The sequence below is a fragment of the Nocardioides sp. NBC_00163 genome (assembly GCF_045206295.1).
Lineage (GTDB): Bacteria > Actinomycetota > Actinomycetes > Propionibacteriales > Nocardioidaceae > Nocardioides.
In genome coordinates, this window is record NZ_CP108155.1 from 2,647,865 (window position 1) to 2,673,099 (window position 25,235).

The 25,235-nt window shown below is 70.3% G+C and carries 27 protein-coding genes; 9 read left to right on the top strand and 18 right to left on the bottom strand.

What is annotated here, in order from left to right; translation table 11 throughout:
• Positions 1 to 27: 27 nt before the first annotated feature.
• Positions 28 to 729, bottom strand: coding sequence for an NAD-dependent deacylase (locus OG801_RS12735; protein WP_406035973.1), 702 nt, complete (start codon positions 727 to 729; stop codon positions 28 to 30).
• 178 nt (positions 730 to 907) lie between these two features.
• Between OG801_RS12735 and OG801_RS12740 the strand changes: the two genes are divergently transcribed.
• The 3 genes from OG801_RS12740 (at position 908) to OG801_RS12750 (ending at position 3,167) form a co-directional block, all read left to right on the top strand.
• The gene (locus OG801_RS12740) at positions 908 to 2,071 is read left to right on the top strand and encodes a beta-1,3-glucanase family protein (RefSeq protein WP_406035974.1); all 1,164 of its coding nucleotides are present in this window, start codon (positions 908 to 910) and stop codon (positions 2,069 to 2,071) included.
• A gap of 81 nt (positions 2,072 to 2,152) precedes the next feature.
• Positions 2,153 to 2,563 carry a hypothetical protein gene (locus tag OG801_RS12745; protein WP_406035975.1) on the top strand — a complete coding sequence of 137 codons (411 nt, stop codon included), beginning with the start codon at positions 2,153 to 2,155 and terminating at the stop codon, positions 2,561 to 2,563.
• Positions 2,564 to 2,609: 46 nt separating this feature from the next.
• Positions 2,610 to 3,167 (top strand): hypothetical protein, encoded by a 558-nt coding sequence (locus OG801_RS12750; RefSeq protein ID WP_355017590.1) that lies wholly within the window; start codon positions 2,610 to 2,612, stop codon positions 3,165 to 3,167.
• Between the two features lie 41 nt (positions 3,168 to 3,208).
• Here OG801_RS12750 and OG801_RS12755 read toward each other — a convergent pair whose 3' ends face one another.
• From OG801_RS12755 to OG801_RS12775, 5 genes are all read right to left on the bottom strand, one after another.
• Positions 3,209 to 4,429 (bottom strand): cation:proton antiporter, encoded by a 1,221-nt coding sequence (locus OG801_RS12755; RefSeq protein WP_406035976.1) that lies wholly within the window; start codon positions 4,427 to 4,429, stop codon positions 3,209 to 3,211.
• 100 nt (positions 4,430 to 4,529) lie between these two features.
• Entirely contained in the window at positions 4,530 to 5,591 is a 1,062-nt protein-coding gene (locus OG801_RS12760; RefSeq protein ID WP_406035977.1) for a fatty acid desaturase family protein, read from the bottom strand.
• 5 nt (positions 5,592 to 5,596) lie between these two features.
• Positions 5,597 to 6,427, bottom strand: a complete 831-nt coding sequence (locus tag OG801_RS12765) for an ABC transporter permease (RefSeq protein ID WP_406035978.1) — start codon at positions 6,425 to 6,427, stop codon at positions 5,597 to 5,599.
• A 1-nt stretch (position 6,428) separates the two neighbouring features.
• The gene (locus OG801_RS12770; protein WP_406035979.1) at positions 6,429 to 7,169 is read right to left on the bottom strand and encodes an ABC transporter ATP-binding protein; all 741 of its coding nucleotides are present in this window, start codon (positions 7,167 to 7,169) and stop codon (positions 6,429 to 6,431) included.
• Positions 7,166 to 7,987, bottom strand: coding sequence for an alpha/beta hydrolase (locus tag OG801_RS12775; RefSeq protein ID WP_406035980.1), 822 nt, complete (start codon positions 7,985 to 7,987; stop codon positions 7,166 to 7,168). Before OG801_RS12775 ends, OG801_RS12770 begins: the two co-directional genes overlap by 4 nt.
• A 116-nt stretch (positions 7,988 to 8,103) precedes the next feature.
• Here OG801_RS12775 and OG801_RS12780 point away from each other — a divergent pair, with 116 nt between their 5' ends.
• Entirely contained in the window at positions 8,104 to 8,670 is a 567-nt protein-coding gene (locus OG801_RS12780) for a hypothetical protein (protein ID WP_355017584.1), read from the top strand.
• Between the two features lie 22 nt (positions 8,671 to 8,692).
• On the opposite strand, the gene OG801_RS12785 is transcribed toward OG801_RS12780, so the two are convergent.
• Both OG801_RS12785 and OG801_RS12790 read right to left on the bottom strand, forming a co-directional pair.
• Positions 8,693 to 9,355, bottom strand: coding sequence for a response regulator (locus tag OG801_RS12785; protein WP_406035981.1), 663 nt, complete (start codon positions 9,353 to 9,355; stop codon positions 8,693 to 8,695).
• Positions 9,352 to 10,551 (bottom strand): sensor histidine kinase, encoded by a 1,200-nt coding sequence (locus OG801_RS12790; protein WP_406035982.1) that lies wholly within the window; start codon positions 10,549 to 10,551, stop codon positions 9,352 to 9,354. The genes OG801_RS12785 and OG801_RS12790 overlap by 4 nt, the downstream gene beginning before the upstream one ends.
• A 139-nt stretch (positions 10,552 to 10,690) precedes the next feature.
• Between OG801_RS12790 and OG801_RS12795 the strand changes: the two genes are divergently transcribed.
• The gene (locus OG801_RS12795; RefSeq protein ID WP_406035983.1) at positions 10,691 to 11,137 is read left to right on the top strand and encodes a hypothetical protein; all 447 of its coding nucleotides are present in this window, start codon (positions 10,691 to 10,693) and stop codon (positions 11,135 to 11,137) included.
• 8 nt (positions 11,138 to 11,145) lie between these two features.
• On the opposite strand, the gene OG801_RS12800 is transcribed toward OG801_RS12795, so the two are convergent.
• Positions 11,146 to 11,610, bottom strand: coding sequence for an SRPBCC domain-containing protein (locus tag OG801_RS12800; RefSeq protein ID WP_406035984.1), 465 nt, complete (start codon positions 11,608 to 11,610; stop codon positions 11,146 to 11,148).
• A 97-nt stretch (positions 11,611 to 11,707) separates the two neighbouring features.
• Between OG801_RS12800 and OG801_RS12805 the strand changes: the two genes are divergently transcribed.
• The gene (locus tag OG801_RS12805; protein WP_406035985.1) at positions 11,708 to 12,178 is read left to right on the top strand and encodes a winged helix-turn-helix transcriptional regulator; all 471 of its coding nucleotides are present in this window, start codon (positions 11,708 to 11,710) and stop codon (positions 12,176 to 12,178) included.
• 70 nt (positions 12,179 to 12,248) lie between these two features.
• Here the strand turns inward: OG801_RS12805 and OG801_RS12810 are convergent, their stop codons facing one another.
• From OG801_RS12810 to OG801_RS12850, 9 genes are all read right to left on the bottom strand, one after another.
• A complete protein-coding gene (locus OG801_RS12810) occupies positions 12,249 to 13,550 on the bottom strand; it encodes an MFS transporter (RefSeq protein WP_355017572.1) in 1,302 nt (433 codons plus the stop codon).
• Positions 13,551 to 13,642: 92 nt separating this feature from the next.
• Entirely contained in the window at positions 13,643 to 14,749 is a 1,107-nt protein-coding gene (locus tag OG801_RS12815) for an NAD(P)-dependent alcohol dehydrogenase (RefSeq protein WP_406035986.1), read from the bottom strand.
• Positions 14,746 to 16,230 carry an aldehyde dehydrogenase family protein gene (locus OG801_RS12820; RefSeq protein ID WP_406035987.1) on the bottom strand — a complete coding sequence of 495 codons (1,485 nt, stop codon included), beginning with the start codon at positions 16,228 to 16,230 and terminating at the stop codon, positions 14,746 to 14,748. Before OG801_RS12820 ends, OG801_RS12815 begins: the two co-directional genes overlap by 4 nt.
• A 1-nt stretch (position 16,231) precedes the next feature.
• On the bottom strand, positions 16,232 to 16,375 hold the full coding sequence (locus OG801_RS12825) for a hypothetical protein (protein WP_406035988.1): 144 nt from the start codon (positions 16,373 to 16,375) through the stop codon (positions 16,232 to 16,234).
• 119 nt (positions 16,376 to 16,494) lie between these two features.
• Entirely contained in the window at positions 16,495 to 17,382 is an 888-nt protein-coding gene (couO, locus tag OG801_RS12830) for a 4-hydroxyphenyl-beta-ketoacyl-CoA hydrolase (protein WP_406035989.1), read from the bottom strand.
• The gene (locus OG801_RS12835) at positions 17,379 to 18,905 is read right to left on the bottom strand and encodes an acyl-CoA synthetase (RefSeq protein ID WP_406035990.1); all 1,527 of its coding nucleotides are present in this window, start codon (positions 18,903 to 18,905) and stop codon (positions 17,379 to 17,381) included. The genes couO and OG801_RS12835 overlap by 4 nt, the downstream gene beginning before the upstream one ends.
• A gap of 25 nt (positions 18,906 to 18,930) precedes the next feature.
• Positions 18,931 to 19,830, bottom strand: coding sequence for a 3-hydroxyacyl-CoA dehydrogenase NAD-binding domain-containing protein (locus OG801_RS12840; protein ID WP_406035991.1), 900 nt, complete (start codon positions 19,828 to 19,830; stop codon positions 18,931 to 18,933).
• Positions 19,827 to 21,821 carry an acetoacetate--CoA ligase gene (locus OG801_RS12845; protein ID WP_406035992.1) on the bottom strand — a complete coding sequence of 665 codons (1,995 nt, stop codon included), beginning with the start codon at positions 21,819 to 21,821 and terminating at the stop codon, positions 19,827 to 19,829. The genes OG801_RS12840 and OG801_RS12845 overlap by 4 nt, the downstream gene beginning before the upstream one ends.
• Positions 21,818 to 22,603 carry a crotonase/enoyl-CoA hydratase family protein gene (locus OG801_RS12850; protein WP_406035993.1) on the bottom strand — a complete coding sequence of 262 codons (786 nt, stop codon included), beginning with the start codon at positions 22,601 to 22,603 and terminating at the stop codon, positions 21,818 to 21,820. Before OG801_RS12850 ends, OG801_RS12845 begins: the two co-directional genes overlap by 4 nt.
• 84 nt (positions 22,604 to 22,687) lie before the next feature.
• Between OG801_RS12850 and OG801_RS12855 the strand changes: the two genes are divergently transcribed.
• The 3 genes from OG801_RS12855 to OG801_RS12865 are packed head-to-tail and all read left to right on the top strand — an operon-like array spanning position 22,688 to position 25,230.
• On the top strand, positions 22,688 to 23,107 hold the full coding sequence (locus tag OG801_RS12855) for a MarR family winged helix-turn-helix transcriptional regulator (protein WP_406035994.1): 420 nt from the start codon (positions 22,688 to 22,690) through the stop codon (positions 23,105 to 23,107).
• A 48-nt stretch (positions 23,108 to 23,155) separates the two neighbouring features.
• The gene (locus OG801_RS12860) at positions 23,156 to 24,175 is read left to right on the top strand and encodes an ABC transporter substrate-binding protein (protein WP_406035995.1); all 1,020 of its coding nucleotides are present in this window, start codon (positions 23,156 to 23,158) and stop codon (positions 24,173 to 24,175) included.
• A gap of 8 nt (positions 24,176 to 24,183) precedes the next feature.
• The gene (locus OG801_RS12865) at positions 24,184 to 25,230 is read left to right on the top strand and encodes a FecCD family ABC transporter permease (RefSeq protein WP_406035996.1); all 1,047 of its coding nucleotides are present in this window, start codon (positions 24,184 to 24,186) and stop codon (positions 25,228 to 25,230) included.
• Positions 25,231 to 25,235: the final 5 nt, after the last annotated feature.

Consider the following 25,235-nt stretch of genomic DNA (forward strand, 5'->3'; position numbering starts at 1 on the left):
CCTATCGTGACAGAGTTTACGAAGCGGTCAACGCGCGAGGGCCTGTACGTCGGCGACCCACTCGGGCACCAGCTTGCCGGCCGGCCCCTGACGGGCGTCGTCGAAGAGGTGCGAGGTCTCGGACGAGTCCAGGTTGAGCTCGAGCGTCTTGGCCCCGGCGCGGGCGGCCATGCGTACGAAACCGGCGGCCGGGTAGACCGCGCCGCTGGTGCCGATGGCGACGAAGAGGTCGGCCTGGGCGAGCGCCTGCTCGATCAGGTCGAGGTCGTAAGGCATCTCGCCGAACCACACCACGTCGGGCCTCAGCGTGTCGTTCCCGCACCCCGGGCAGGCGGGAGCGTCGGCGAGGTCGTCGTCCCACGCGAACCGGCCCTGACAGGAGTCGCAGAGGGCCGAGAGCAGCTCGCCGTGCATGTGCACCACCCGGCGGGAGCCGGCGCGTTCGTGCAGGTCATCGACGTTCTGCGTGACCACCAGCAGCTCGTCGCCGAGGACCTGCTCGAGCCTGGCCAGCGCAATATGGGCCGGGTTGGGCACCACTGCGCGCAGCTCCCGGCGGCGGTCGTCGTAGAACCGATGGACCGTCGCGGGATCACGATGGAACGCCTCGGGTGTCGCCACTTTGTCGACGTGGTGACCCTGCCAGAGCCCATCAGCATCCCGGAAGGTCGCGAGACCGCTCTCGGCGGAGATCCCGGCTCCGGTGAGCACGACAACTTTCACAAGCATTCAGGCTAGCGAGGTTGACGAGACATCCGCTGCCCCCGGACCGCCGTTTTGGTCACTCGATCGGTGTTTGTGATCGAACCGAGGCCGTCCCGACGCCTCTCGCCGAAGGTATGGACTTTTACTGTAAAGGCCCCTTACTGTAATTCGGGTTCCTACAGTTCCCCACTCGGGAGGTCCCATGCTGACCAGACGATCTGTACTCGCCGCCACCTCTGCCGCCTTCGCCGTGCCGCTCCTCGGCGGGACCAGCTGGCAGGCCGCGCAAGCCATGCGCCCGCAACGAATCGGAGCCCAGGCCACCATCCGGCTCCGCTTCGCCAACCGGACCGGCGCGTACGACAACGCCTCCATCCACTTCTACATCGTCGGCACCAACCTGACCACGGGCGAGCAGTCCCGGGTCACGCCCGAGGGCACGCTCGTGCCCGTCTCGCTCGCCGACAACGGCGCCGACGGCTACGCCGACTACGCGATCCCGTTCTCGGGCAGCGGCGACACGCTCTCCCAGATCCCCGCCGACATGTCCGGCCGGATCTACTTCTCGCTCGGCGACAAGCTGAAGTTCAAGGTCAACGAGGGCAACGCGCTCGCCTATCCGGCGGCGTGGGTCGAGTCCGACCCCAGCTACGGCGTGCTGCACGACTGCGTCGAGTTCACCTACAAGAGCGGCCGGATCTACTGCAACACGACCATGGTCGACATGTTCAGCGTCCCGCTCTCGATCGCGCTGACCGGCGAGGAGTCCCCGACCACCGGCACCCTCGTCGAGGGCGGCCGCGCGAAGATCTTCTCCGCCGTCTCGGCCTCGCCCGACTTCGGCTCCCTCGTCGTCGACGACCGGCGCATCATCGCACCGGGACACGGTCTGGACGCGGGTCGGTTCTCCGCCACCTACTTCGACTCCTACATCGACCAGGTGTGGTCGAAGTACGCCGCGGAGTCGCTCGTCGTGAAGGCCAACAACACCACCTTCACCGGCCGGGTCAGCGGCGACCAGTTCGTCTTCGACGGCGGGGTGAAGGCGTTCACCCGGCCCTCGACCCGGGACGTGCTCTTCTGCGACGGCGCGCTGGCCGCTCCCAACGACGGCATCACCGGTCCGGTCGCCGCCGTGCTCGGCGCGGGCTTCAACCGGACCACTCTCCTGGCCTCCGCCGACCAGCCCACGAGCGACCCTGGCGGCTTCTACCAGGGCGATCCGGTCCATGCGTACTGCAAGGCGATGCACGACAACACGGTCGACGGGAAGGCCTACGGGTTCGCCTTCGACGACGTCGGCGGCTTCGCCTCGTACGTCGAGGACAACGCCTCCGAGATGGCGGTGACGCTGACCCCGTTCTGAGGGTCCGGGAGGCGATCCCCTCTATCGGGGATCGCCGGCTCGACTCGTCCACCGCGCCACGAGGGCCCGTACGGTCGCACCATGTCGTACGTCGTCCTCGTGGCGTGGCTCGTCCAGGCCGCGGTCGGAGTCCTGCTGCTGACGGGCTGGTTCCGGCATGGCCGCGTCCGTTCGCCGGTGGTGCTCACCCACGTCGGCCTCTCCGTCCTCGGACTCGCCTGCTGGACGACGTACGTCCTGGTCGACCAGGTCCTCTGGGCGTGGTCCGCACTCCTGCTCATCACCATCGGCAACGGCTTCGGCGACAACATGCTGCTGTGGCGTACGCGACGGATGGGCGGCAGCCACCTCTCGACGGTCAACGCCTACAAGGTCGCCATCCGCTCGATCTTCAGACGCAGGCTGCCGCTCCGGGTCGGCTTCCACGCCCTGTTCGCCGGCGTCGTCTACTTCTCCACCCTGGCCGTCTGCGTCGTCGCGACCGTCTCCTAGCCCGTTCGGGCGTGCGGAGCACCGTACGGCCGGGATACTGGGGGCCATGGGTGCGGGTGGGGCGGTTCTGATCATCGTCGTCGGGGCGATCCTGCTGTTCTTCGTGGCCGTCGGGGTGATCCTGCTCGTGGCCGCCGGAGTGGTCCGGTTGTCAGGGAAGAATCCCAAGCCACTGGCCTGGTCCGGGGTCGGCGTGCTCGCGGTGCCGGTGCTCTTCATCGCCACGCTCGTCGTGTTCGCCCAGCTCACCCGCGACCCCGACACCATCGAGCTCGACCTGCGCGAGCCGATCCAGCTCTCCAGCCTGCCCGAGGACAACGAGGAGTTCCCGGGGATGCGCGACTACAACAGCGACCGGATCGACCTGGTGCTGCCCGACGGCGAGCGCTTCGAGGCCGAGGTCGACGGGGTGCTGATCTGGTCCGAAGACGGGTACGTCACCCGGGTCACCTTCGACCGGCGAGCCCGCGAGGCGGGCGAGACCGAGTCCCTCACCCGGGAGTGGGAGAGGGAGCTCGGCGGCGCCGGCACCGTGGAGGCTGATGCGGGCTACTCCGATCACGGGCGGGTCCGGGCAGCGGTGCTCGCCGATCCGACCTCGTAGGGCATGCCGTCTCGACTGGAAGGTAGGCGCTTCAGGGCGGTTCAAGAGCCAGTCGGCGTGTCCGCTCCGGACCGGGACTCATCGCGAGGCTGCGACCTGCCCAACAGCACAGTCGCAAGCATGGGCAACAAGAGCACGGTGGTAGCGCCGGCGCCCACGAGCACCGAGGCGCTCTCGGTCGACATCTCACCCGATGACACCGAGACCGAGGTCACCGCGACGATGATGGGCAGCCCGGTGGCGGCGAAGAGCGCCACCGCCGCGCCGTCGCGAGTATCGAAGCGGTCCTGGGGTGGCCCGAGAAAGCGGCTGGCGATGAACACGGGAAGGGCGCGGGCGATCAGGATGAGCGCGAGCACGGCCGCGAAGGCGCCGGGGTTGCGCCCGATGGCTCGTGGATCGATGGCCATTCCCGAGGTCACGAAGAACACGGGCACGAGCAGTCCGAAGGCGATGCCCTCGAGCCGCGCCTCGAACCTCTCGTCGCCGTCCGGGAGGGCCAGCCGGAGGATGAAGCCGGCTGCGAACGCAGCGAGCACGATGTCCAGGTCCAGTTCGTGCGCGACGAAGCTGAGGGTGACCAGCAGCAGGAGAGTCAGCCGAACTGGGGTTTGACTGGTCGACTCCGCCCCATGACGAATGTGCACGAGCAACCACGAGCTGCCACCGCGCAGCCGAAGCGACGGGATCGTCAGCAGGAGAGCCACCGCGGCGAAGACCAGCAGGATCAGGAGCGATGTCGTCGCGCCGCGGGTGCCCAGAAGCAGTGCCATGGCCACGACGGGCCCGAGCTCGCCGTACGCACCGTGGCGCAGGACCGACTCGCCCACCCGACCTGTGGTCATGCCGGAGTCCTTGAGGATCGGCAGCAGGGTTCCCAGGGCGGTCGACGTCAGGGCGATGGCCAGGGCCACTTCTCCATCAACCACCCCCGCTGCAGCCAGCAAGGCGGTGAGGGCGAACGCCAGGCCGAGACACGTCAACCAGGTCAGACCCGCGCGTCGTCCGGCCCGCCCGATCAGCTCCGCAGGTTTGATCTCGAAGCCGGCCAGAAGGAACAGCATGCCCAGGCCGAGCTCGCTCAGCAGCTCGATGGGTGGGCCTTCGACGGCCAATGTGAGCCCGAACGGCCCGATCAGCATTCCGAGTCCGAGGAGAAGGACGACCTCCGGGACCAGGCGGCGTGGGATCAAGCCAGCGACGATGGGGGCCACGACGGCGACGATCGAGATCCAGAGCAGCGACTCGGCAACGGAAGGCATGCGATTCCTCTCCCCGGATTCGGCCCTGGACTCCGTCGGCACGGTAGTTGGACGCCGGGGCCGCCCCCTCACCCACGATGGGCGATCTCCGGCCGTACGGTCAGCCTGTCCTGTTGGCCACGACGAACGGGCAGGCGAAGGGGTCACGGTCGCCGAGGCCTACGCGGTTGAGGTGCCGGACGACGATGACGTACGACTCCAGGAGGCCGGCCTCGGTGTAGGGGACGCCCTGCTCGGCGCAGTAGGCGCGGACGAGGGGCTGGGCGCGACGGAGGCTGCTGCTCGGCATGCTGGGGAAGAGGTGGTGCTCGATCTGCAGGTTCAGGCCACCCATCAGCCAGTCGACCCAGCGCCCGCCGCGGATGTTGCGGGAGGTCAGGACCTGGCGGGAGAGGAAGTCGATCCTGGTGTCGCGCGGGACCAGCGGCATGCCCTTGTGGTTCGGGGCGAAGCTGGCGCCCATGTAGACCCCGAAGACGGCCAGCTGCACGCCGAGGAACGCCGCGCCGAGGCCGAGGCCCAGGACCGAGCAGACCAGCACCGGCCAGCCGATCAGCCGCAGCGCGAGGAGCACTGCCTCCGTACGCCGATGCTTGAGGTCTCTGTCGCCGATCACGGTGCGGACGGCACCGACGTGGAGGTTGATGCCTTCGAGGGTCAGCAGCGGGAAGAACAGCCATCCCTGGCGGGCGGTGAGCCACCGCTTGAGCCCTGTACGTCGCTCGACGTCCTCGGGTGTGAACAGCAGGACCGAGGGGCGGATGTCCTCGTCCGCGTCGACCTTGTTCGGGTTGGCGTGGTGGCGGGTGTGCTTGCGCATCCACCAGCCGTAGCTCAGCCCGACGACGAGGTTGCCGAGGATCCGCGAGGCCCACTCGTTCTTCGGGCCCGAGGCGAAGATCTGACGGTGGGCGCCGTCGTGGGAGAGGAACGCCGTCTGGGTGAACAGCACCCCGAAGGCTGCCGCGACCAGCAGCTGCCACCAGGTCTGTCCGAGGGCGAGCAGGGCGATCAGCGCGAGCGCGAAGCCGGTGCCGAGGAGGGCCGCACGCCGGACGTACGTCCTCGGCGACCGCGCCAGGAGACCCTCCTGCCTGACCCGACTCATCAGCTCGGTGTAGGCGTTGACCTGACGGTGCGCCTGACCTGGGAGCGTGGTCATCGTGGTCACCGGCCCAGTCGGCGCAACCGCGCCATGGCCAGCGGCAAGCAGACCGCGATGATGGCGACCGGCCAGAGGACGGCCATGGTCAGCGCGTGCTCGCCGACCCAGGTGGTGGCCGGGGCGGCCATGTTGCCGAAGAGCTCGCGAGTGGCGATGACGGTGGAGGAGAGCGGGTTCCACTCGGCGGGGAGGGCGAGCCAGCCCGGCATCAGGTCGGTCGGCACGATCGTGTCGGCGACCATGGCGAGCGGGAAGACGAGCGCGAAGTACTTCATCGCCGCCTCGGGACCGCTGACCAGCAGGCCGAGCAGGATGCCGACCCAGGAGAAGGCCATCCGGAGGAGGACCAGGAGCCCGAGTGCGGCGATCACCGCTCCGAGGCCGAGATGGGCCTGCCAGCCGAACAGCGTCCCCAGCGCCAGCAGGATGGTCAGCTCGACCACCGCCAGGATCATGTCGGCCAGGGCGCGTCCAGCCAGCACCGCCACCGGGGACATCGGGAGGGATCGCATCCGGTCCAGCACCCCGCCGCGTACGTCCTCGGCGACCGAGATCGTGGTGTTGCCGATGCCGAACGCCATGGTGAGCGCGAAGAGGCCGGGGAGCAGGAACTCGCGGTACTCCGCGCCCGGCACGTCCATCGCGACCCCGAAGGCCTCACCGAAGACGAAGCCGAACATGGCCACGGCCATCACCGGGATCATCAGGGTGCCGAGGAGCTCGTCGGGGCGGCGTACGAGATGGAGGAGGTGGCGCTTGGCCACGACCCAGGTGTCGACCGCCGCCCACGTGATGCGTGATCCGTGGACGGTGGTGTCGGTCAGCGTGGTCATCTCAGGCTCCTTCGGTGATGAGCAGGAACGCTTCGTCGAGGTCACGGCCGCCGACGCTGGACTTCAGCTCGGCGGGCGACCCCTCGGCGACGACACGACCGCGGTCGACCATCGTGATGCGTGAACACAACCGGTCGGCCTCCTCCAGGTACTGGGTGGTCAGCAGCACGGTCGTGCCGGAGTCGGCCAGCTCGCGGACCGCGTCCCAGACCTCGAGCCGGCTGCGCGGGTCGAGGCCGGTGGTGGGCTCGTCGAGGAAGAGCACCCGAGGGCTGCGGATGAGGCTGACCGCGAGGTCGAGCCGCCTGCGCATGCCTCCGGAGTAACCCTTCACCGGGCGGCCGGCGGCCTCGACGAGGTCGAAACGCTCGAGCAGCTCGTCCGCGCGGGCTCGTGCCTCCCGGGCCCGCATCCGGTGCAGGCGGGCGAACATCTCCAGGTTCTGACGGCCGCTCAGGATGCCATCCACGGCGGCGTACTGTCCGGCGATGCCGATGCGCGCTCGCACGCCCGCCCGGTCACGGGCGACGTTGCGGCCGGCGACCCAGGCCTGGCCCGAGTCGAACGAGGCGAGCGTGGCCAGGATGCGTACGGTCGTCGTCTTGCCGGCGCCGTTGGGGCCGAGCAGGCCGTGGACGGTACCGGCGGGGACGGCGAGGTCGATGCCGTCCAGGGCGGCGCCGCGGCCGGGGTAGCTCTTGCGGAGTGCCTGGGTCCAGATGGCGGGTTCGTCGGTGATCATGCTGCTGCCTCCATGGCTGCGATGGATCGTGCGGGTCGGGGTGTGCGCGGGGTGGTGGTGAGGCCGGCCGGGGTCACCTCGTCGTAGCGGCCCAGAGCGATCCGGGCGATATTGAGCAGCGACTCGCTGCCGTCGGCGTAGTAGCCGCAGTGGCCGGGGATGTCGCCGGTGCCGAACCGGGTCGCTCCGAGCTCGGGATGCAGCGGGCCGCGGCCCAGACCGAGGCGGCCGACCCGCACCTGCGGGACCAGCCGGATCCGGTCGGTCTCGCCGTACGCGGCCCAGAGCCGGGTGCGTGACCCGAGCTCCGAGCGGTGCACCACGCCCATCCCGGGGCTGCCCAGCGCGACGCAGTCCTCGGCGCGAGCACTGGCGAGAGAGAGCCCGGCGACCGTCGAGCCGTAGCTGTGGCCGACCAGGGTGAGGTGGGCGGCGCGCGGCAGGTAGTGGGTGAGGTTCGCCAGGTCCCGCGCGCCGGCGTAGGCGGGGCCGTTGGTGATCGCGTTGTACCACTCCGGCGGCGAGTGGTAGCCCAGCCAGACCACGACGGCCGACCGGCTCTCGGGCGCGGTCGCCTGCATCGTACGCAGCAGCAGCTGCCCACGTGAGCGCGGACTGTGGGCCTCGGTGCTGGTGAAGTAGTTGCCGAGGTGGTGGCCGTTGCCGGGCACCAGGACCGCGATGTGGTCGGCGGTCACGACGTCCCCGAAAGCCTCGACGACCCGTGCCCCTCCGGGAGGGTCGCAGGCGAGGAGGTTGGGCCCGATGGTTCCATCGGCCTCGTTGAGGCCGTATCTGAGCGGCGTCACAACTGTCATGGCCGTGACGGTAGGAATCAGGTGTCGATCCGCGCGTCACTCCCGGGAGCCATTCGACCCCCTACCGGGGTAGTGCGGGATGCCCCCTAGACGAGCCTGTCGCTACGATCCTGGCCATGACAGAGGTCGCGGGAACGGTGTCGCGCGGGGGTGCGCGGATGCACGACCCCCGGGTGTGGGGGACCACGATCGGGGCGGTCGGCGCGACGGTGTTCGTGTTCGTCAACCGTGGGCTCCTGGACGGTGGCTGGCCGACCGCTGCGCTGGCCGCATGGGTCCTGGCGCTCACCGCGTACGTCTGGGCTGTCTTCGTGGTTCCCCGGCGGTTCACGCCCCCGGAGCAGGTGGGGCCGCTAGCCGGGCTCGTCTACCTCGCCGGGATTGCTTTCATGCTTCTCGGCATCTTCCTCGGCCGCAAGCTCCTGGGGGCCCAAGGACTCGAGGGGGCGGAGGGGGCGGTGATCGCCTTCTTCGTGGGGGCGCACTTCCTGCCGTACGCCCGAGCCTTCCACGCGCCGCTGTTCATCACGATCGGGGCGACCCTGATGACGATCGGCGCGGTCGGCCTCCTGCTCGCGGCGGTCTGGACGGTGACGGCGGGTGCGGCGGCCGCCGTGATCGCGGGACTCGCCATGCTGGGCATCATCGCCCTGGACGCGTGGCGCACCCGGCACGCTCGGTAGCCCGCCGACTTCTGGGACGCCACTAGACGTGCGGCGCGACCAGGCCGCTCTCGTAGGCGAAGACGACGGCCTGGGCGCGGTCGCGCAGGCCGAGCTTGCCGAGGATGCGGCTGACGTGGGTCTTCACGGTCTGCTCGGCGAGGAAGAGCTCGGCGGCGATCTCGCTGTTGGAGCTGCCGCGGGCGATGTGCTCGAGCACCTCGCGCTCGCGCTCGGTGAGCTGCTTGAGGCGCGGGTCGGCGCGACGGCGGCGCGGTGCGCGGGCGAACTGCGCGATCACCTGCCGGGTCACCGACGGCGAGAGCAGCGCCTCGCCGGCATGGACCACCCGGATCGCGGAGGCGAGCTCGTCGGGCGAGGCGTCCTTGAGCAGGAACCCGCTGGCGCCGAGACGGAGCGACTCGTGGACGTACTCGTCGGCGTCGAAGGTGGTCAGCATGACCACCTTGGTCTGTGCGGTGGCCGGGTTCTCGGAGAGCTGCCGGAGCGCCTCGATCCCGTCCATCACCGGCATCCGGACGTCCATCAGCACCACGTCGGGATGCGTACGCCGCACCACCTGCAACGCCTCGGAGCCGTCGGCGGCGGTGCCGACCACCTCGATGTCCGGCTGGGTGCTGAGCAGCGCCACGAAGCCGGAGCGCACCATCTCCTGGTCGTCGACGACCACGATCTTCACCGTCACGGGGTCTTCCTACCGCGTTTGGCGGGCGTGTGCACGGCGGTTTGGACTGGGAGCCGGGCCTCGACGACGAACTCGCCGCCGTCGCCTGCTCCGGCGGTGAGGCTGCCACCGACGGCGCCCGCGCGCTCGCGCATGCCGATCAACCCATGACCACCGCCGGCGGCTTCTTTGTCGGAGGCCGGCGCGGCGCCGTCGAGAGCGTTCGCGACCCGGATCTCGAGGTCCTTCTCCCCCAACGTCAGATCGACGCCGACCGGCTCGCTGGGAGCGTGACGGCGGGCGTTGCTGAGTGCCTCCTGCACGATCCGGTAGGCCGCGGTGCCCACCTCCGGGTCCACGTCGGTGAGCTCCGGAAGCTCACCCCGCACCTCGACCCGCTGCCCGGTTCCGCGGGCAGACTCGAAGAGTTCGGCCAGCCCGTCGATGCCCGGCACCGGGACCCGGCCCGACTGACCCTCCTCCGTACGCAGCACGTCGAGCACCCCGCGCATCTGCCGCAGCGCCGAGGCCGCCAGGTCGGCGATCTCGGCGAACTCCGCCTCGGCCGCCGGGCTGACGTCGTCGACCCGGTGCGGCGCGGACCTGGCCTGCACGGTGATCAGCGACATGTTGTGGGCGATCACGTCGTGCAGCTCGCGGGCGATGCGGGCCTTCTCCTCGACGACCGAGCGCCGCTCGTGCTCCTCCTGCAAGGCGCTGCGGCTCTCGGCCAGCCTTCTGGCGACGGTGGCGAGGGCGCCCAGCAGCAGCGCGAGCGAGGCGAAGTTGGCCACCTCGACGACGGACGTGACGAAGTCGTTCCAGGCCAGTCCGACCACGGCCAGGACCAGCCCGGCCGCGACCTGGATGCCCAGGGTGATCGCCGCCAGCCTCCACCCCGCGACCAGGGTCAGCACCAGCAGCACCAGCAGCTGGGTCAGCGTCGGCGGCGCCACCATCCACGGCCAGCCTTCCGGGCTATGCCGCGCGACCGCCAGCGCGGCCACGGTGACCGCGACCAAGGAGAGGCCGGCCGCCTCCACCGGACGCCGGAGCGCCAGCGGAATCGCGGCGGCGTGCGTGGCACCCAGCAGCAACGCGACCCCGCCCGCGACCTCGTAGGGGTCGGTGGTCAGGACCGCGGCCTCCACGATCCCGAGCACGGTCGCGGCGACGTACAACGCCAGACGACCGCGGCCGGGCCAGGTCTTCAGCATGTTCAAGTAATACCAGGCACGAGAGCAGGACTGGCGGGCTATCGACCGCGCGAGGAGTGGTCACTTTGGGCCCAGCCGAGCGGCTCCGGCGGGCCCAAATCGACCACTTCTCAGCAGCGAATGTGGTGGACTACCCGCCGTGTTGTTCCTGATCCTGATCGTGATCGCCCTGCTCGCCGTCCCGGTGAGCTTCATTGCGTACGGCGCCCTGACCGTCCGCGGGCAGCGTCGGGCGCTCGCGGCGTTCCGGGCGACGGCGCATGCCTATTTCACCCGGCCGCAGATGGGGATGTGGAAGCTCTCGGCGACGATCCTCGTGGTGAGTCCGGACGAGGTCTCAGTCTGGAAGAGCGGCCCGGGGCAGCCGACGCGCCTGCTCACGCTTCCCGGTCGGGGCGCGACCGTCGCGGCGGCGGAGGTCAGGATCAACGCCGCGAGGGTCGTCGAGGGGTTCGTCATCGCCTCCGCCGACGGCCAGAGCGTCCCTCTCACCCTCTGGCCCGAGCCGACCATGGGCGTCGCGAAGCCGCACACCGGTGCTCTGCTCGTTCAGACGATCGACGAGATCCGGGGCCTACTCGGCTGAGCGTCGCGTCACCGGCCGACCGCGGCCTTGTCCTGGTCCTGCGTTCGGATCGTGCCCTCGCCGGATTCGATGCGGCCCTTGAGGCTGACGGTGATGTAGTGGGTCCAGGCGTCGTAGCAGACGTCGAAGCACTCGTCGCCGCGCGCGAGTCCCTCGTGGGTGAAGGTCACGCGGGTCTGCCCGCTGTCCCGGACGATGTCGAACCGCCCGGTCGTACCGATCCACTCCTTCTTGTCGGCGATGAAGTCGAGGTAGCCGTCGGTGAACTCCCACACGACGCGCTCCCCCGGGACCAGCTCCTGGACGAGCTGCTTGGAGTAGTGGATGTCCGGCACCAGGTAGAACCACTCGGCACCGACCTGGTCGGTGGGTCCGGCGATGTGGTGCCCCCACCAGGAACGTACGTCGTTGATGGCTTCGTACGCCTCCTGAGGCGTGGCGTCGACGGTGAAGGTTGCGGTCAGGTCGCTCATGGCTGTCCCCTTGGAATCGGCTGTGACTTGCATCATGCAAGCACCACCGTAGACACACCTACTTTCATCATGCAAGTGATTTGCTAGAGTCGTCCTCGTGCTCGGAAAGACGTACGACGGCCAGATCTGCTCCATCGCCCGGTCCCTGGAGATCGTGGGCGAGCGCTGGACGCTGCTGATCCTGCGGGACGCGATCTTCGCCGGCGTCACGCGCTACGGCGACTTCCAGCACAACCTCGGCATCTCCACGAACATCCTGAAGACGCGCCTCGCCACCCTCGTCGAGACCGGCCTGATGACGCGCGACGACGCCGGCGACTACCGGCCGACCGCAAAGGCTCAGGGCCTGCGGCCGGCGCTGATCGCTCTCACCGAGTGGGGGGACACGTGGTTCGCCCCCGACGGGCGACCGATCGACTACCTGCACGCCGACTGCGGCGAGCCGGTCCACATCGAGACCCGATGCGAGCAGCACGGGCAGATTCACCCTGATCAAGTCGTGGTGCGACCCGGCCCGGGCATGCCCGCGGAATACCTCGCCGCTCGGCGGCCGGTTCGAGACCGATAACGTCTCGGCGACCCACGTCGACTCACCGTGCCCGCCGCGGTTCACGCGGCGGGCGCGGTGTGCCATGGGGTCAGGCGTCGACGAGCTCCCGGTCGCTGGTCTCGCCGAGCCGGACCAGGGAGAACACGCTCAGCAGGCAGAAAGCCGCGATGACCGTGGAGAGCATGACGGTGCTGGCGCCGGCCTTCTGCAGCGAGGCGAAGAGGAGCGGCGAGAGGCCCGCGCCCATGCCGGCGAGCTGGTAGCCGAGCGAGGCACCCGTGTAGCGCGACGAGGTCTTGAAGACCTCGCTCATCAGCGCGGCGAGGGGCCCGTAGAAGGCGGCATGGATGACCGACTGGCCCAGGACCACCGCGAGCACCAGGAGCGCGACACTGCCGCTGTCGAGCATCGGGAAGAGCAGGTACGCGAAGACCGCGGTCGCGACGGCGGCAGTGAGGACCACCGGCCGGCGGCCGACCCGGTCGGTGAGCGCCGACCAGCCGATGATGCCGATGACCGCGCCGGCCGACGAGACCGTAAGCGCGTTGAGCACTGTCGGACGCTCGAAGCCGGCCCCGAGGGCATAGCTGATCAGGAAGGTGGTCAACGTCCCCTGCACGACGAAGGCGCCGAGCCCGACACCGACGGCCAGCAGGAGCGTACGCGGGTGGTTGCGGAGGACGTCGAGCAGCGGCGTACGCGCCTCTGCCTTCTTCTCCTTCATCGCCTCGAAGGCGGGCGACTCGGTCACGCTGAGGCGGATCCACAGGCCGACCGCGAGCAGGACGATGCTCAGCAGGAACGGCACCCGCCAGCCCCACGCGGTGAACTGCTCGGGCGTGGTGACCGACGCCATCACCGCCATCACCGCGGTCGAGAGGACCATGCCGGCCGGGGCGCCGGCGTTGGTGAACGAGGCCCACAGCCCACGCCGGGAGGTGGCGTGCTCGGCGGTGATCAGCACCGCGCCGCCCCACTCGCCGCCGATCGCGACGCCCTGGATGACCCGGAGCAGGACGAGGAGAACCGGCGCAGCCGCACCGATCTGGCCGTACGTCGGCAGGCAGCCGATCAGGAAGCTGACGACACCCATGATCAGCATGGTCAGGACCAGCATCTTCTTCCGGCCGAGCCGGTCGCCGAAGTGGCCGAAGATCACGCCGCCGAGCGGGCGCGCCAGGTAGCCGGCGGCGAAGGTGCCGAAGGACGCGATCGTTCCTGTCACCGGGTCGAGGTTGGAGAAGAAGACCTCGTTGAAGACCACGGCCGAGGCGGTGGAGTAGAGCAGGAAGTCGTAGTACTCGATCAAGCTGCCCGTGAAGCTGCTGGCGACGATCCGGCCCATCTTCGTACGTGGACCGGTCGTGCTACCACCGGAGGTGAGGGTCATGTGGGGGCTCCATTCAGGATTCCTGTTTATCAGGATTCCTGTCAATTCTGGGTGATGCACGTCACGCCTGTCAAGGAGCCCCCGTGACCGGTCTAGAAGGTCAGCACCGGTTTCACCGTGGCACCCGAGACCATGTCCGCGACGGCCGTCTGGATCTCCTCGAACGGGTAGTGACGGACCAACCGGTCCAGCGGCATCCGGCCGTCGGCGACCAGTCGCGCCAGCGCCGGGATGAGCGTGCGGGTCTCGGCGTCGCCGAGGGTCAGCCCCGTCACCCGCTTGCCGGGCAGCATCGCGTTCACGTCGATCCCCACCTCGGTGCCGAACGGCGGCGCACCGACGATGACCGCGGTGCCTCGGGCACGCAGGGCGTCGACGCCCTGGCGGAGTACGCCGGTGTTGCCGGTCGTCTCGACGACGCCGTCCGCGCCGCCGCCCGTCAGGTCCGTCAGCGCCGAGGTCAGGTCGTCGACCTGGCCGGCGTCGATGACGTCGGTCGCCCCCAGCTCGCGGGCCAGGTCGAGCCGCTCGGCCACCCGGTCCACCGCGATGATGCGGGTGGCCGGGGTGAGACGTGCGGCCATCACCGCCGACAGGCCGACGGCACCCGCGCCGAGGACCACCACCGAGGACCCTGGGCGCGGCGCGAGCACGTTCCATACCGCACCGACCCCGGTCTGCACTCCACACCCGAGCGGCGCGAGCAGGGTCAGGTCGGCCTCCGGGTCAAGGCGTACGGCGCTGCGCTCGTCGACGACGGCGAGGCGGGAGAAGGACGACTGGCCGAAGAAGTGGCCACCGATCGGCTCTCCCTTCCTCCGCACCGGGGAGACCCCGTCCATGCGGGCGCCGCCGATGAGGTTGGCGGGAAGCCAGATGTCGCAGTAGGCCGGATGGCCGTCGCGGCACTGGGCGCAGCTTCCGCAGGAGCTGAACGACAGCAGCACCTGGTCGCCGGGTACGAGGCTGCGTACCCCGGATCCGACCTCCTCGACCACACCGGCGCCCTCGTGCCCGAGCACACCCGGGAGCGGGAACGGGAGTCCGCCGCTCGCCACGCCGAGGTCGGTGTGGCAGAGCCCGGCGGCGACCATCCGCACCAGGATCTCGTCGGGACGGAGCGCGTCTAGCTCGACGTCTCCGATGGTGAACGGGGCGCCGGCGGACTCGACCACCGCCGCCTGGGTCGTGGTGCTCACGACTCCTCCTGAGGGGTCGGCGGAAGGGAGATGACGACGGATCGGACCTTCGTGTACGCCTCGAGCGCCTCCGGGCCGTACTCGCGGCCGAAACCGGACTGCTTGACACCGCCGAACGGCACCGCGGGGTCGAGCATCGCCCAGTCGTTGACCCAGACGATGCCGGCCTCGAGCCTGCCCGCGACCCGGTGCGCACGGGTGAGGTCGCCGGTGTGCAGCCCGGCCGCCAGCCCGTACGCCGTGGAGTTGGCGAGCGCCACGGCCTCGTCCTCGTCCGCGAAGGACTGGACCGTGAGGACAGGCCCGAAGACCTCCTCGTTGACGACGCGTGAGTCCGCCGGCAGCCCGGTGATCACCGTCGGCGCGTAGTAGAACCCGTCGGCGAGGTCTTCTCCGAGCTCCGGACGCACGCCGCCGGTGACGATCTGGCCGCCCTCCTGGCGGGCCAGGGCGACGTACTCCTCGACCTTCTTCCGGTGCTGGTCGCCGGCCATCGGGCCGATGACAGTCGCTGGGTCGCGCGGATCGCCGAGGGGTACGCCCGGGACGGCGTGCCGGAGGATGTCGACCACCGTGTCGTGGATCTCCGCGGCGACGAGCAGCCGCGGTCCGGCCATGCAGAACTGACCGGTGTTGAAGACGAAGGCCTTGATCACGGCGCCCACGGCGATCTCGATGTCGGCGTCGGCGAAGACCAGGTGCGCACCGTTGCCGCCGAGCTCCATGGTGACCGGCTTCAGGTGCTCGCCCGCGACGCTCGCGGCCCGGCGGCCCACGGCCGTCGACCCGGTGAACGCGATCTTGTCGACGCCGGAGTGACGCAGCAAGGCGTCGCCGGCCTCCGGACCGGTCCCGGTCACGACGTTGAGTACGCCCTCAGGCACCCCGGCATCGGCAAGGAGCCGCGCCATGAACAGCGCACTGAGCGGGGTGTCGTCGGCCGGCTTGTGCACGACGGTGTTGCCGGCCGCCAGGGCGGCCGCGATCTTGCTGCTGGACAGGACCAGCGGGAAGTTGAACGGGGTGATGGCACCGACCACGCCCAGGGGCTCGCGTCGGGTGTAGGCGAGGGCAGCGATGGGTGTGTCCCGCACGGACCCATCGAGGGTCTGCGCCAGCGCGGAGCAGTACTCGTACTGCTGGGCCGCGGTCTCGACGTCGACGTGTCGGGCCAGGGTCACGGGCTTCCCGACGTCTCGGCTCTCGATCTCGACCAGCTCGTCGGCCCGCTCGCGGATCAGGTCCGCGACACGGTGCAGGATGCGGGCGCGGTCGCGGCCGCTCATCCGTGGCCACGGCCCGGTGTCGAAGGCCTCCCGGGCGGCGGCCACCGCGGCAGCGACGTCGGCGGCATCGCCCGCAGGCACGCTCGTCAGCACCTTGCCGGTGCTGGGATCGGTGACGTCCATCCGGCGGCCGCTCACCGAGTCGGTCGGCCGGCCGTTGATGAAGAGCTGCTGGTCCTCGTACTTGGCGGGCATGTCAGAGCCCCTTGCCGCGGTGCGTCCCGACCGCCGGCCGAGGGTCGTAGCCGGGTCTGGGACGGCCGGTGGGGGTGCTGGCGAGGATCCGGCCCATCTGCGTCCGTGGGCCGGCCGGGCATCTGCCGGCGGGGGTGAGGGTCATTGCGGGCTCCATTCAGGATTCCTGTTTATCAGGATTCCTGTCAATGCTGCGTGATGCCCGCCACCCCGTCAATAGATGCGATGGTCAAAACCCTGGCCCGCCCGGACTCGGACCCGGACTCAGGCGAGACCGAGCAGGCGGATCGCGTTCTCCTTCAGCAGCAGCGGCCGAACCTCGTCCTTGATCTCGAGCTTCTCGAGGTCGCTGAACCAGCGGTCGGGCGTGATCACCGGGAAGTCGGAGCCGAACAGCACCTTCCGGCGCAGCGGCCCGTTGAGCTGCTTGACCAGCTGCGGCGGGAAGTACTTCGGCGACCAGCCGGACAGGTCGATGTGCACGTTGGCCTTGTGGGTCGCGATCGAGATCTGTACGTCGACCCAGGGGACGGCGGGGTGCGCCATCACGATCTGGAGGTCCGGGAAGTCGGCGGCGACGTCATCGAGGAGCAGCGGGTCGGAGTAGCGCAGCCGGATGCCGCGTCCGCCGGGGAGGCCGGCGCCGATCCCGGTCTGGCCGGTGTGGAAGAGCGCGACCACACCGAGTTCCTCCAGCGTCGCCCACAGCGGACGGAAGCCGGGGTCGGCCGGCGAGAAGGCCTGCAGGCCGGGATGGAACTTGAAGCCGCGTACGCCGTAGTCCTCAGCGAGACGACGGGCCTGCTTCACGGCGACCTCGCCCTTGCGGGGGTCGACGGAGCCGAACGGGATCAGTACGTCGGCGTGCTCGGTCGCGCGCTCGGCGATCTCCTCGCTCGACAGCGGCGGATGGTCGAGCCCGGTCGAGGCGTCGACGGTGAAGATCACCGCTGCCATCTCGCGCTCGCGGTAGTAGGCGGCGAGGTCGTCGACGGTCGGAGTGCGCGGGTGGTCGCCGCGGAAGTAGGCCGCCGAGGCGTCCATCAGCTCCTGGTCGAGCGAGAAGTGACCGTGATGGTCGGCCTCGACGTGGGTGTGCATGTCGAGGGCTCGGATCGAGGCGGTGTCGATGCGGGGCTGGTAGCGGGTCATCGGGTGGTTCCTTCCGGGGTGCCGTACAGCTCGCGGACCCGGGACTTCAGCAGCTTCCCGGAGGCGTTGTGCGGGATCTCGTCGACGAAGACGACGGCCTTGGGGATCTTGTAGCGGGCGAGCCGTCCGTCGAGGTGTTTCAGCAGGTCGGACTCGGTGAGGGCGGAGTCGGGGCGGCGTACGACGACGGCGCGGCCGACCTCGCCCCAGCGCTCGTCGGGGACGCCGATGACGGCGGCCTCGGCGACGCCGGGATGGGTGTAGACCGCCTGCTCGACCTCTGCCGGATAGACGTTCTCGCCGCCACTGATGTACATGTCCTTCACCCGGTCGACCACATAGAGGAAGCCGTCGTCGTCGAGCATCGCGACATCACCCGTACGCAGCCAGGGCCCGTCGAAGGCAGCCTCCGTCGCCGCTTCGTCGTGCCAGTAGCCGGGAGTCACGTTGGGACCACTGACGTGCACCTCACCGGCCTGGCCGGGAGCCGCCTCCTCGTTGCCGGGCGCCACGACGCGTACGTCGGTGAAGAAGCAGGGGGTGCCGGCCGAGCCGAGCTTGTCGAGGCCGTCGCCGGCGCGCAGCATGGTCGTCCCAGGAGAGGCCTCGGTCAGGCCGTAGCCCTGGATGATGTGCAGCCCGCGGCTCTGCCAGGTGTCGAGGAGCGTGCGCGGGATCGGCGCACCACCGCTCAGGGCCGAGCGGAGACTGTCGAGGTCGGCGGTCGCCCAGGTCGGCTCCTGGGCGAGCGCCTGGTACATCGAGGTGACGCCGAAGAGCAGGGTGACCCGCTCCCGCTCGATGGTGGCGATCGCGGCGGCCGGGTCGAAGCGGGCCGCGATGAGGGAGGTGCCGCCCTTGAGGAAGGTCGGGAGCAGCACCTGGTTGAGCGCGGCGGTGTGGAACAGCGGGGCGGTGACCAGGGCGATCTCATCGGAGCGGACGTCGACGTCCACGAGCAGGTTGAACGCGTTCCAGGCGATGTTTCCGTGCGTCAACATCACGCCCTTGGGGCGGCCGCTGGTGCCGGAGGTGTACTGGATCATGAAGACGTCGTCCAGCCCGACCTCGACGTCGATCCGCTCCTTCGACGGAACGGCGAGCGCGTCGAGCCCGTGACCGCCACCGGCGGTGAACCGATGGCTCGGCAGCCCGAGGGCCGCGACCGCCTCGGAGGAGACCGCCTCGTCGAAGTCGTCGGCGTGGATGATCAGCGCCGGCTCGGCGTCGGTGAGGATCCAGGCCAGCTCGGGCGGCGCCAGCCGGGTGTTGAGCGGCAGGAAGACCGCCCCAAGCCGCGCGGTGGCGAAGAGCGTGACCGCGAGCTCGACCGAGTTCAGGCCGAGGAAGGCGACCCGGTCGCCTGCCGCGACACCGCGGGCGCGGAGCCCGTGGGCGACCGCCTCGACGAGGCGGTCCACCTCGGCGTACGTCACCACCGCGTCGTCCTGCACGAACGCCCGCGCGCCAGGGGTCATCCGGGCCCGCCGGGCGGGCCACGATCCGATGCCGCTGTCCAACATGTCGATCCTCGTTCGTCTCGTGGGCTCAGCCGAGCCCGAGGTCGGTCTTGATCTCCAGCAGTCGCCGCAGCGCCTGGTCACGGCGCCCGACGAGGTCCTCGGCAGAGGTGCCGTCGAGCTCCTCGTCGACCCCGTCGACCAGCTTCTCGACCAGCCCCGCGGTGAGCTCCGGGTGACCGAGGTCGTCCCACCATTCGACCATCGGCGGGCCGAGATGCTCGAGCACGTGCCCGAGCCCGCCCGGGCCACCGGAGAGGTGCTGGGTCGCGAAGGGGCCGAGCAGTGACCAGCGCAGCCCGGGGCCGTCGGCGATCGCGGTATCGATGTCGGCGACCGAGACGATGCCCTGGTCGACGAGGTGGTAGGCCTCGCGCCACAGCGCCGCCTGGAGCCGGTTGGCCACGTGCCCGGGCACCTCGCGGCGGATGTGGATGGGGCGCTTCCCCAGGTGGCGCATCGTTTCCAGGGCCGCCTCGACGGCCTCCGCCGACGTCGCCGATCCGCCCACGACCTCGACCAGCGGCACCAGGTGCGGCGGGTTGAACGGGTGCGCCACGAGCACCCGCTCCGGATGATGCGTGCAGGCGTCCTGGAACGTGCTCGGCATCAGTCCCGAGGAGCTGCTGGTCAGCAGTACGTCGCCCGCGGCTGCCGCGTCGAGCGCGGCGAAGATCTCGCGCTTGACCTCCAGCCGCTCGGGTCCGCTCTCGAGCACCAGGTCGGCGGCCGCGCCGACCTCCTCGAGACCGCCCGCGAACCGCAAGGCCCCCTCCGGGATCTGCGCCCGCAGCCGTTCTTCGGCACCTTCGGCCGGGTCCCAGGCGACGACGTCGAGCCCGTGCTCGAGCCCGAGCACCACCCAGCTGACCCCGATCGCGCCGGTGCCGACGACCCCGAGCGTACGAACGTTCTCTCCGCTCCTCATGCGGTCCTCCTGCTCAGCGCGCCCGAGGTCGCCAGCGCGACGAACGGGTCCAGGGACGCCGGGTCGGCGAGCGCGTCCCGGCTGGCGACGTCCTCAGGACGTACGCCCTGCAGGATGCGTTTGGCCGGCAGCTCGAGCTTCTTGCCGGTGAGGTTGCGCGGCACCGCGGGCACCTCGATCACCTGGTCGGGGATGTGCCGCGGGGAGAGCGCCGACCGCAGCGCGCGGACCAGTCGGGCCCGGAGCGGGTCGTCGAGCCGGGTGCCCTCGTCGGTGACCACGAAGAGCAGCAGCTCGCCGTTGCCTCCGTCGGGGTCCTCGAGGTGGACGACCAGCGAGTCGGCGACCCCGTCCACCTCCTCGGCGACGCGGTAGAACTCGGCGGTGCCGAGGCGTACGCCGCCCCGGTTGAGGGTCGCGTCGGAGCGGCCGGCGACGTGGCAGCTGCCGTTGCCGTGGAAGAGGATCCAGTCGCCGTGACGCCACACGCCGGGATAGTGGTCGAAGTAGGCCGCGCGGTAGCGGCTGCCGTCCTCGTCGCCCCAGAAGCCGACCGGCATCGAGGGCATCGGCGAGGTGATGACGAGCTCGCCGAGCACGCCGGTGACCGGGCGGCCGGACTCGTCGTAGGCGTGGGCGTCGACACCGAGGCAGCGTCCGGAGATCTCGCCGGCGTAGACCGGGAGCAGCGGGTTGTTCTGCACGATGCCGGAGCAGACGTCGGTGCCGCCGCTGCCGACGTTGATCTGGGCGCCCGGGAGCTGGTCCCGCAGCCAGGCGTAGCCCTCGGGCGGGAGCGGCGCCCCTGCCGACCCGAGGACGCGAACCCGCAGGTCACCGAGGTCCTTGAGCTCGACGCCATCCTTGCGACAGGCCATCACGAACCCCGGGCTGGCACCCATCACCGTTGCCCCCGTCGACGCTGCGAGCCGCCACTGCCAGGTCAGGTCGGGGTGCATCGGGTTGCCGTCGACCATGACGATCGAGGAGCGGACCAGGAGCGAAGAGACCAGGGCGTTCCACATCATCCAGGCGGTGGTGGAGAACCAGAGCATCCGGTCCTCGGGCCCCATGTCCCACGAGAGCGCGTGGTTCTTGAGGTGCTCGAGCAGGATGCCGCCGTGGCCGTGGACGATGGCCTTCGGCCGGCCGGTCGTGCCGGAGGAGAAGAGGACGACCAGCGGGTGGTCGAAGGGCACCGGCTCGAAGGCGAGCTCGGCACCCTCTTCCGCGCCGAGCAGGGAGGTCCAGGAGAGCGCGTCCTCGATGCGGTGCGGGCCGTACTCGACATCGACCACGTGTCGCACCGACGGCAGCTCGGCCCGGATCTCGGCCACCTGGGCACTCCGGTCAATGTCCTTGGCCCCGTAGCGGTAGCCGCCGGCGACCAGCAGCACGACCGGCTCGATCTGGACGAAACGGTCGATCACGCTGCGCGGCCCGAACTCGCTGGCGCAGCTCGCCCAGGTCGCGCCCAGGCTGGCGGTGGCGAGATAGGCGACCAGGGCCTCGGGGATGTTGGGCAGGTAACCGGCGACGCGGTCGCCGCGGCGTACGCCCAGCTTCTCCAGCACCGCCCGCGCCCGGGCCACCTGGTCGCGCAGGTCGCCGAAGGTCAGCTCGACATCGTCACGCGTCTGCGAGCGGCCGAGCACCGCGACCCGGTCGACGTCCTCGTCGGCGCCGAGCGCGTGCTCGGCATAGTTGAGCAGCGCTCCAGGAAACCAGCGCGCCCCGGGCATCTCCCGGGAGGCGAGAACGGAGTCGTACGGAGCGTGCGCCCGCACCCCGAAGAACTCCCACACCGCCGACCAGAAGCCGTCGAGGTCGGTCACCGACCAGCGCCACAGCTCCTCGTGAGTGGTCATCGTCAGGTCGCGCTCGCGGGCGAGCCAGGCCAGGAACTCACCGACGCGAGAGGTGGAGAGCACGTCCGCCGGCGGCGTCCAGACGATGTCGCCCTGCTCGATCTGTTGCTGGGTCGCGCTCACTGGTCCGTCACCTTCTTGGCCCTGCCGTCGAGGAAGTCCTGCATCCGCCCCTTCGCGTCGTTGGTCCCCTGCGCGATCGCGGCCATCAGCGACTCCATCAGGAAGCCGTCGCGAGGGTTGGCCTCGGCGATGCGCGGCAGCGCCTGCACGACGGCGAAGTTGGTCTGCGGCGCGTTCTGCGCGATCCGGCCGGCCAGCTGGAGGGCGGTCTTGCGGCCGGTGCCGTCGGCCACGGCGTACTGGCTCAGGCCGAGTCCCAGCCCCTCCTGCGCGTCGTAACGACGGCCGGTCAGCATCATGTCGGCCATCCGGGAGACCCCGATGAGCCGCGGGACGCGCACCGACGCGCCGCCGCCGACGAAGAGCCCGCGCTGCCCCTCAGGCAGGGCGTAGAAGGTGGACTCCTCCGCGACCCGGATGTGCGCAGCGGCGGCGAGCTCCAGCCCGCCTCCGACCACGGCGCCCTTCAGCGCCGCCACGACCGGGACCGGCCCGAACTCGATCTTCTCGAAGACCCGGTGCCACATCCGCGAGTGGCTGACCCCGGCGAGGGTGTCGCGCTCGGTCATCTCGGAGAGGTCGAGCCCGGCGCAGAAGTGCTCGCCGTCCGCGTCGATGACGACGGCGCGTACGTCCGGCTCGAGGCCATCGAAGAACCGCTCGATCCCGAGCACCGCCTCGTCGCTGAGCGCGTTCCGCTTCGCGGGCCGGGCGAGCGTCAGCACCGCGATGTCGTCGACGCGCTCTGCCCGCAGGGCATCGGGCAGGGGGGTTCCGAGCATGATGAACTCCTCGTGATTGACAGGAATCCTGATAATCTCAGAAGTAGGCGCCTCCCGCAAGCGAAGCGATGCTTGAATGACCGCATGACCGACGCACCCCTGCTGCTCTACGTCGTCAAGCAGCTCGAGCTCGCGACCCGAGCCCGCCTCGACGCCGTCCTGAAGGAATCAGGGGTCACGGCCCTGCAGTACACCGCCCTCTCGGTGCTCGAGCGCCGCCCCACGATGAGTGCCGCCGACCTGGCCCGCGCCTCGTTCGTACGCGCCCAGTCCGCCGCCGATCTCATCGGCGCCCTCGAGCGCCGTGGTCTCATCGAGCGCCGCATCGACCCCGACAACCGGCGCCGCATGCTGATCAGCCTCACCACCGACGGCCGCGCCTTCCTCGACGCGTACGACCCGCGCGTCGAAGAGCTCGAGGAGCAGATGCTGGCCGAGATCGGGCCCGAGGACAGAGAGTCGTTCCGTACATTCCTCGACACCGCGCGCCGGGCGCTTTCCTAGTCAACGGTCACCATCCCGCCCGAGGCAAAATTAGGTTAGCCTCACCTCATGAGACCCCACCTCGTCGCCGTCACGGCCGCCGCCCTGGCTCTGGCGCTGTCCGCCTGCTCCTCCGACATCGCCGACGGCGACGGCGCGAAACCGGCATCGGGTGCGTCCTCGGTTCCCGACGGTCCGTGGAGCTTCACCGACGGCTCGGGTGAGGTCGTGAAGCTCGACGAGGCACCGACCCGGATCATCGCGCACGCTCCGGCGGCCGCCGCGCTGATCTCCTACGGCATCCGCCCCGTCGGCATCTACGGCGACGAGTCGGTCGAGACCGATCCCAACCTGGAGGGCGTCGACCTGACCGACATCGAGATCCTCGGTGAGGAGTGGGGCTCGATCGACGTCGCCAAGGCGTCCACGCTGACCCCGGACCTGATCGTCGCCGACTGGTGGCCGGCGGAGAAGGCACACTCGGGGCTGGAGAACGGCACCAAGGCGAAGAGCAAGAAACTCGCCGAGCTGGCACCGGTCGTCGGCCCGTCCCAGGGTGGCTCGATCCTCAACCTCGCCGAGGGCTACGAGGATCTCGCCGAGAGCCTTGGCGCCGACGTCGAGAGCTCCCAGGGAGCCAAGGACAAGGCGGCCTTCGAGAAAGCGCGCGACGGCTTCATCGCGGAGATGAAGGACAAGGACCTGACCGCGCTCGCGGTCTCCCCCGCCGACGACCTGCTCTACGCCGCCAACCCCGAGTACGCCCCGGAGCTGCTGGACTTCACCGAGTGGGGCCTGCAGGTGGTCGCGCCGGACTCGCCGGACCCGGACTTCCCCTACTGGGAGAACCTGAGCTGGGAGAACGCCGACAAGTACCAGCCCGACGTCCTGCTGATCGACAGCCGCACCTTCGTGGACGCCACGAAGACGGCCGAGGGCCAGCCGACCTGGACGTCGATCCGCGCGGCCGAGGCCGGCCAGGTCATCGAGTGGCCCGCCTTCTGGCTGCACACCTACGCCGACTACGCCGAGGCCCTGACCAAGCTGACCGCCGATCTGGCCGACATCGACGACACCATCGGCGACTGACTCCGGCAGTGACCACCTCTGTCGCCACGGCGACACCCGCACCGGCACGACGGCGAGCCTCCGGGCTCGCCGTCGGCCTGCTGCTGCTCGTCGCGCTCGTGCCCGTCCTCGCCTTCCTCAGCGTGACCCTCGGGTCGCGCGACATCGCACTGAGCCAGGTCCTCGACGCCTTCCGCCACTTCAGCAGCTCCTCGTCGGTCGAGGACACCGTGACCGTACGTCTGCGGGTCCCCCGGACCGTGCTCGGACTCCTCGCGGGCGCGGCTCTCGGGCTCGCCGGCACCCTGCTGCAGGGCCTGACCCGCAACGCCATCGCCGACCCGGGGATCATGGGCGTCAATGCCGGCGCGGCATTCGCAGTGGTCGGCTCGATCACCCTGCTCGGCGTCGGCTCGCTCGGGTTCCACGTCGTCGCGGCGTTCGCGGGGGCGCTCGCGGCGACCGTGCTCGTCTACTCGGTGGGCTCGCTCGGGCGCGACGGCGCGACGCCGGTGAAGATGGCCCTCGCCGGGGCCGCGATCACCGCCGGGCTGACCGCGGTGACGACCGGGCTGCTGCTCACCGACCTAGACGCCCAGCAGCAGTACCGCTTCTGGCAGGTCGGCTCGCTGGCCGGCCGCTATGCCCCGATCGTGACGGGCGTGGCTCCATTCCTGCTGGTCGGCATCGTCCTGGCGCTGCTCTGCGGCCGCTGGCTCAACGCGCTGGCCCTGGGCGACGACGCCGCTCGCGGGCTGGGCGTCTCCCTGACGCGTACGCGCATCCTGTCGTTCCTGGTGGTCGGGCTGCTCTGCGGCGCCGCGACCGCGGCGTGCGGTCCCATCGTCTTCGTCGGTCTGGTGGTGCCCCACGTGGCGCGCTTCCTGTGCGGTCCCGACTATCGCTGGGTCCTGCCCTACTCGATGGTGCTGGGCTCCCTGCTGCTGCTCGGCGCCGACATCCTCGGTCGCGTCCTGGGCGGCACCGGGGAGCTCCAGGTCGGCGTGGTCCTCGGCATCATCGGCGCACCGTTCTTCGTGCTCCTCGTCCGCTACGCCCGGCTGGCGGACCTATGAGCGTC

What these genes read in the sequence shown, in the direction of transcription:
- OG801_RS12735 (WP_406035973.1), bottom strand. Translation starts at nt 729, where the DNA reads ATGCTTGTGAAAGTTGTCGTGCTCACCGGAGCCGGGATCTCCGCCGAG.
- OG801_RS12740 (WP_406035974.1), top strand. Translation starts at nt 908, where the DNA reads ATGCTGACCAGACGATCTGTACTCGCCGCCACCTCTGCCGCCTTCGCC.
- OG801_RS12745 (WP_406035975.1), top strand. Translation starts at nt 2,153, where the DNA reads ATGTCGTACGTCGTCCTCGTGGCGTGGCTCGTCCAGGCCGCGGTCGGA.
- OG801_RS12750 (WP_355017590.1), top strand. Translation starts at nt 2,610, where the DNA reads ATGGGTGCGGGTGGGGCGGTTCTGATCATCGTCGTCGGGGCGATCCTG.
- OG801_RS12755 (WP_406035976.1), bottom strand. Translation starts at nt 4,429, where the DNA reads ATGCCTTCCGTTGCCGAGTCGCTGCTCTGGATCTCGATCGTCGCCGTC.
- OG801_RS12760 (WP_406035977.1), bottom strand. Translation starts at nt 5,591, where the DNA reads ATGACCACGCTCCCAGGTCAGGCGCACCGTCAGGTCAACGCCTACACC.
- OG801_RS12765 (WP_406035978.1), bottom strand. Translation starts at nt 6,427, where the DNA reads ATGACCACGCTGACCGACACCACCGTCCACGGATCACGCATCACGTGG.
- OG801_RS12770 (WP_406035979.1), bottom strand. Translation starts at nt 7,169, where the DNA reads ATGATCACCGACGAACCCGCCATCTGGACCCAGGCACTCCGCAAGAGC.
- OG801_RS12775 (WP_406035980.1), bottom strand. Translation starts at nt 7,987, where the DNA reads ATGACAGTTGTGACGCCGCTCAGATACGGCCTCAACGAGGCCGATGGA.
- OG801_RS12780 (WP_355017584.1), top strand. Translation starts at nt 8,104, where the DNA reads ATGACAGAGGTCGCGGGAACGGTGTCGCGCGGGGGTGCGCGGATGCAC.
- OG801_RS12790 (WP_406035982.1), bottom strand. Translation starts at nt 10,551, where the DNA reads ATGCTGAAGACCTGGCCCGGCCGCGGTCGTCTGGCGTTGTACGTCGCC.
- OG801_RS12800 (WP_406035984.1), bottom strand. Translation starts at nt 11,610, where the DNA reads ATGAGCGACCTGACCGCAACCTTCACCGTCGACGCCACGCCTCAGGAG.
- OG801_RS12810 (WP_355017572.1), bottom strand. Translation starts at nt 13,550, where the DNA reads ATGACCCTCACCTCCGGTGGTAGCACGACCGGTCCACGTACGAAGATG.
- OG801_RS12820 (WP_406035987.1), bottom strand. Translation starts at nt 16,230, where the DNA reads ATGCCCGCCAAGTACGAGGACCAGCAGCTCTTCATCAACGGCCGGCCG.
- OG801_RS12825 (WP_406035988.1), bottom strand. Translation starts at nt 16,375, where the DNA reads ATGACCCTCACCCCCGCCGGCAGATGCCCGGCCGGCCCACGGACGCAG.
- couO (WP_406035989.1), bottom strand. Translation starts at nt 17,382, where the DNA reads ATGACCCGCTACCAGCCCCGCATCGACACCGCCTCGATCCGAGCCCTC.
- OG801_RS12835 (WP_406035990.1), bottom strand. Translation starts at nt 18,905, where the DNA reads ATGTTGGACAGCGGCATCGGATCGTGGCCCGCCCGGCGGGCCCGGATG.
- OG801_RS12840 (WP_406035991.1), bottom strand. Translation starts at nt 19,830, where the DNA reads ATGAGGAGCGGAGAGAACGTTCGTACGCTCGGGGTCGTCGGCACCGGC.
- OG801_RS12850 (WP_406035993.1), bottom strand. Translation starts at nt 22,603, where the DNA reads ATGCTCGGAACCCCCCTGCCCGATGCCCTGCGGGCAGAGCGCGTCGAC.
- OG801_RS12855 (WP_406035994.1), top strand. Translation starts at nt 22,688, where the DNA reads ATGACCGACGCACCCCTGCTGCTCTACGTCGTCAAGCAGCTCGAGCTC.
- OG801_RS12860 (WP_406035995.1), top strand. Translation starts at nt 23,156, where the DNA reads ATGAGACCCCACCTCGTCGCCGTCACGGCCGCCGCCCTGGCTCTGGCG.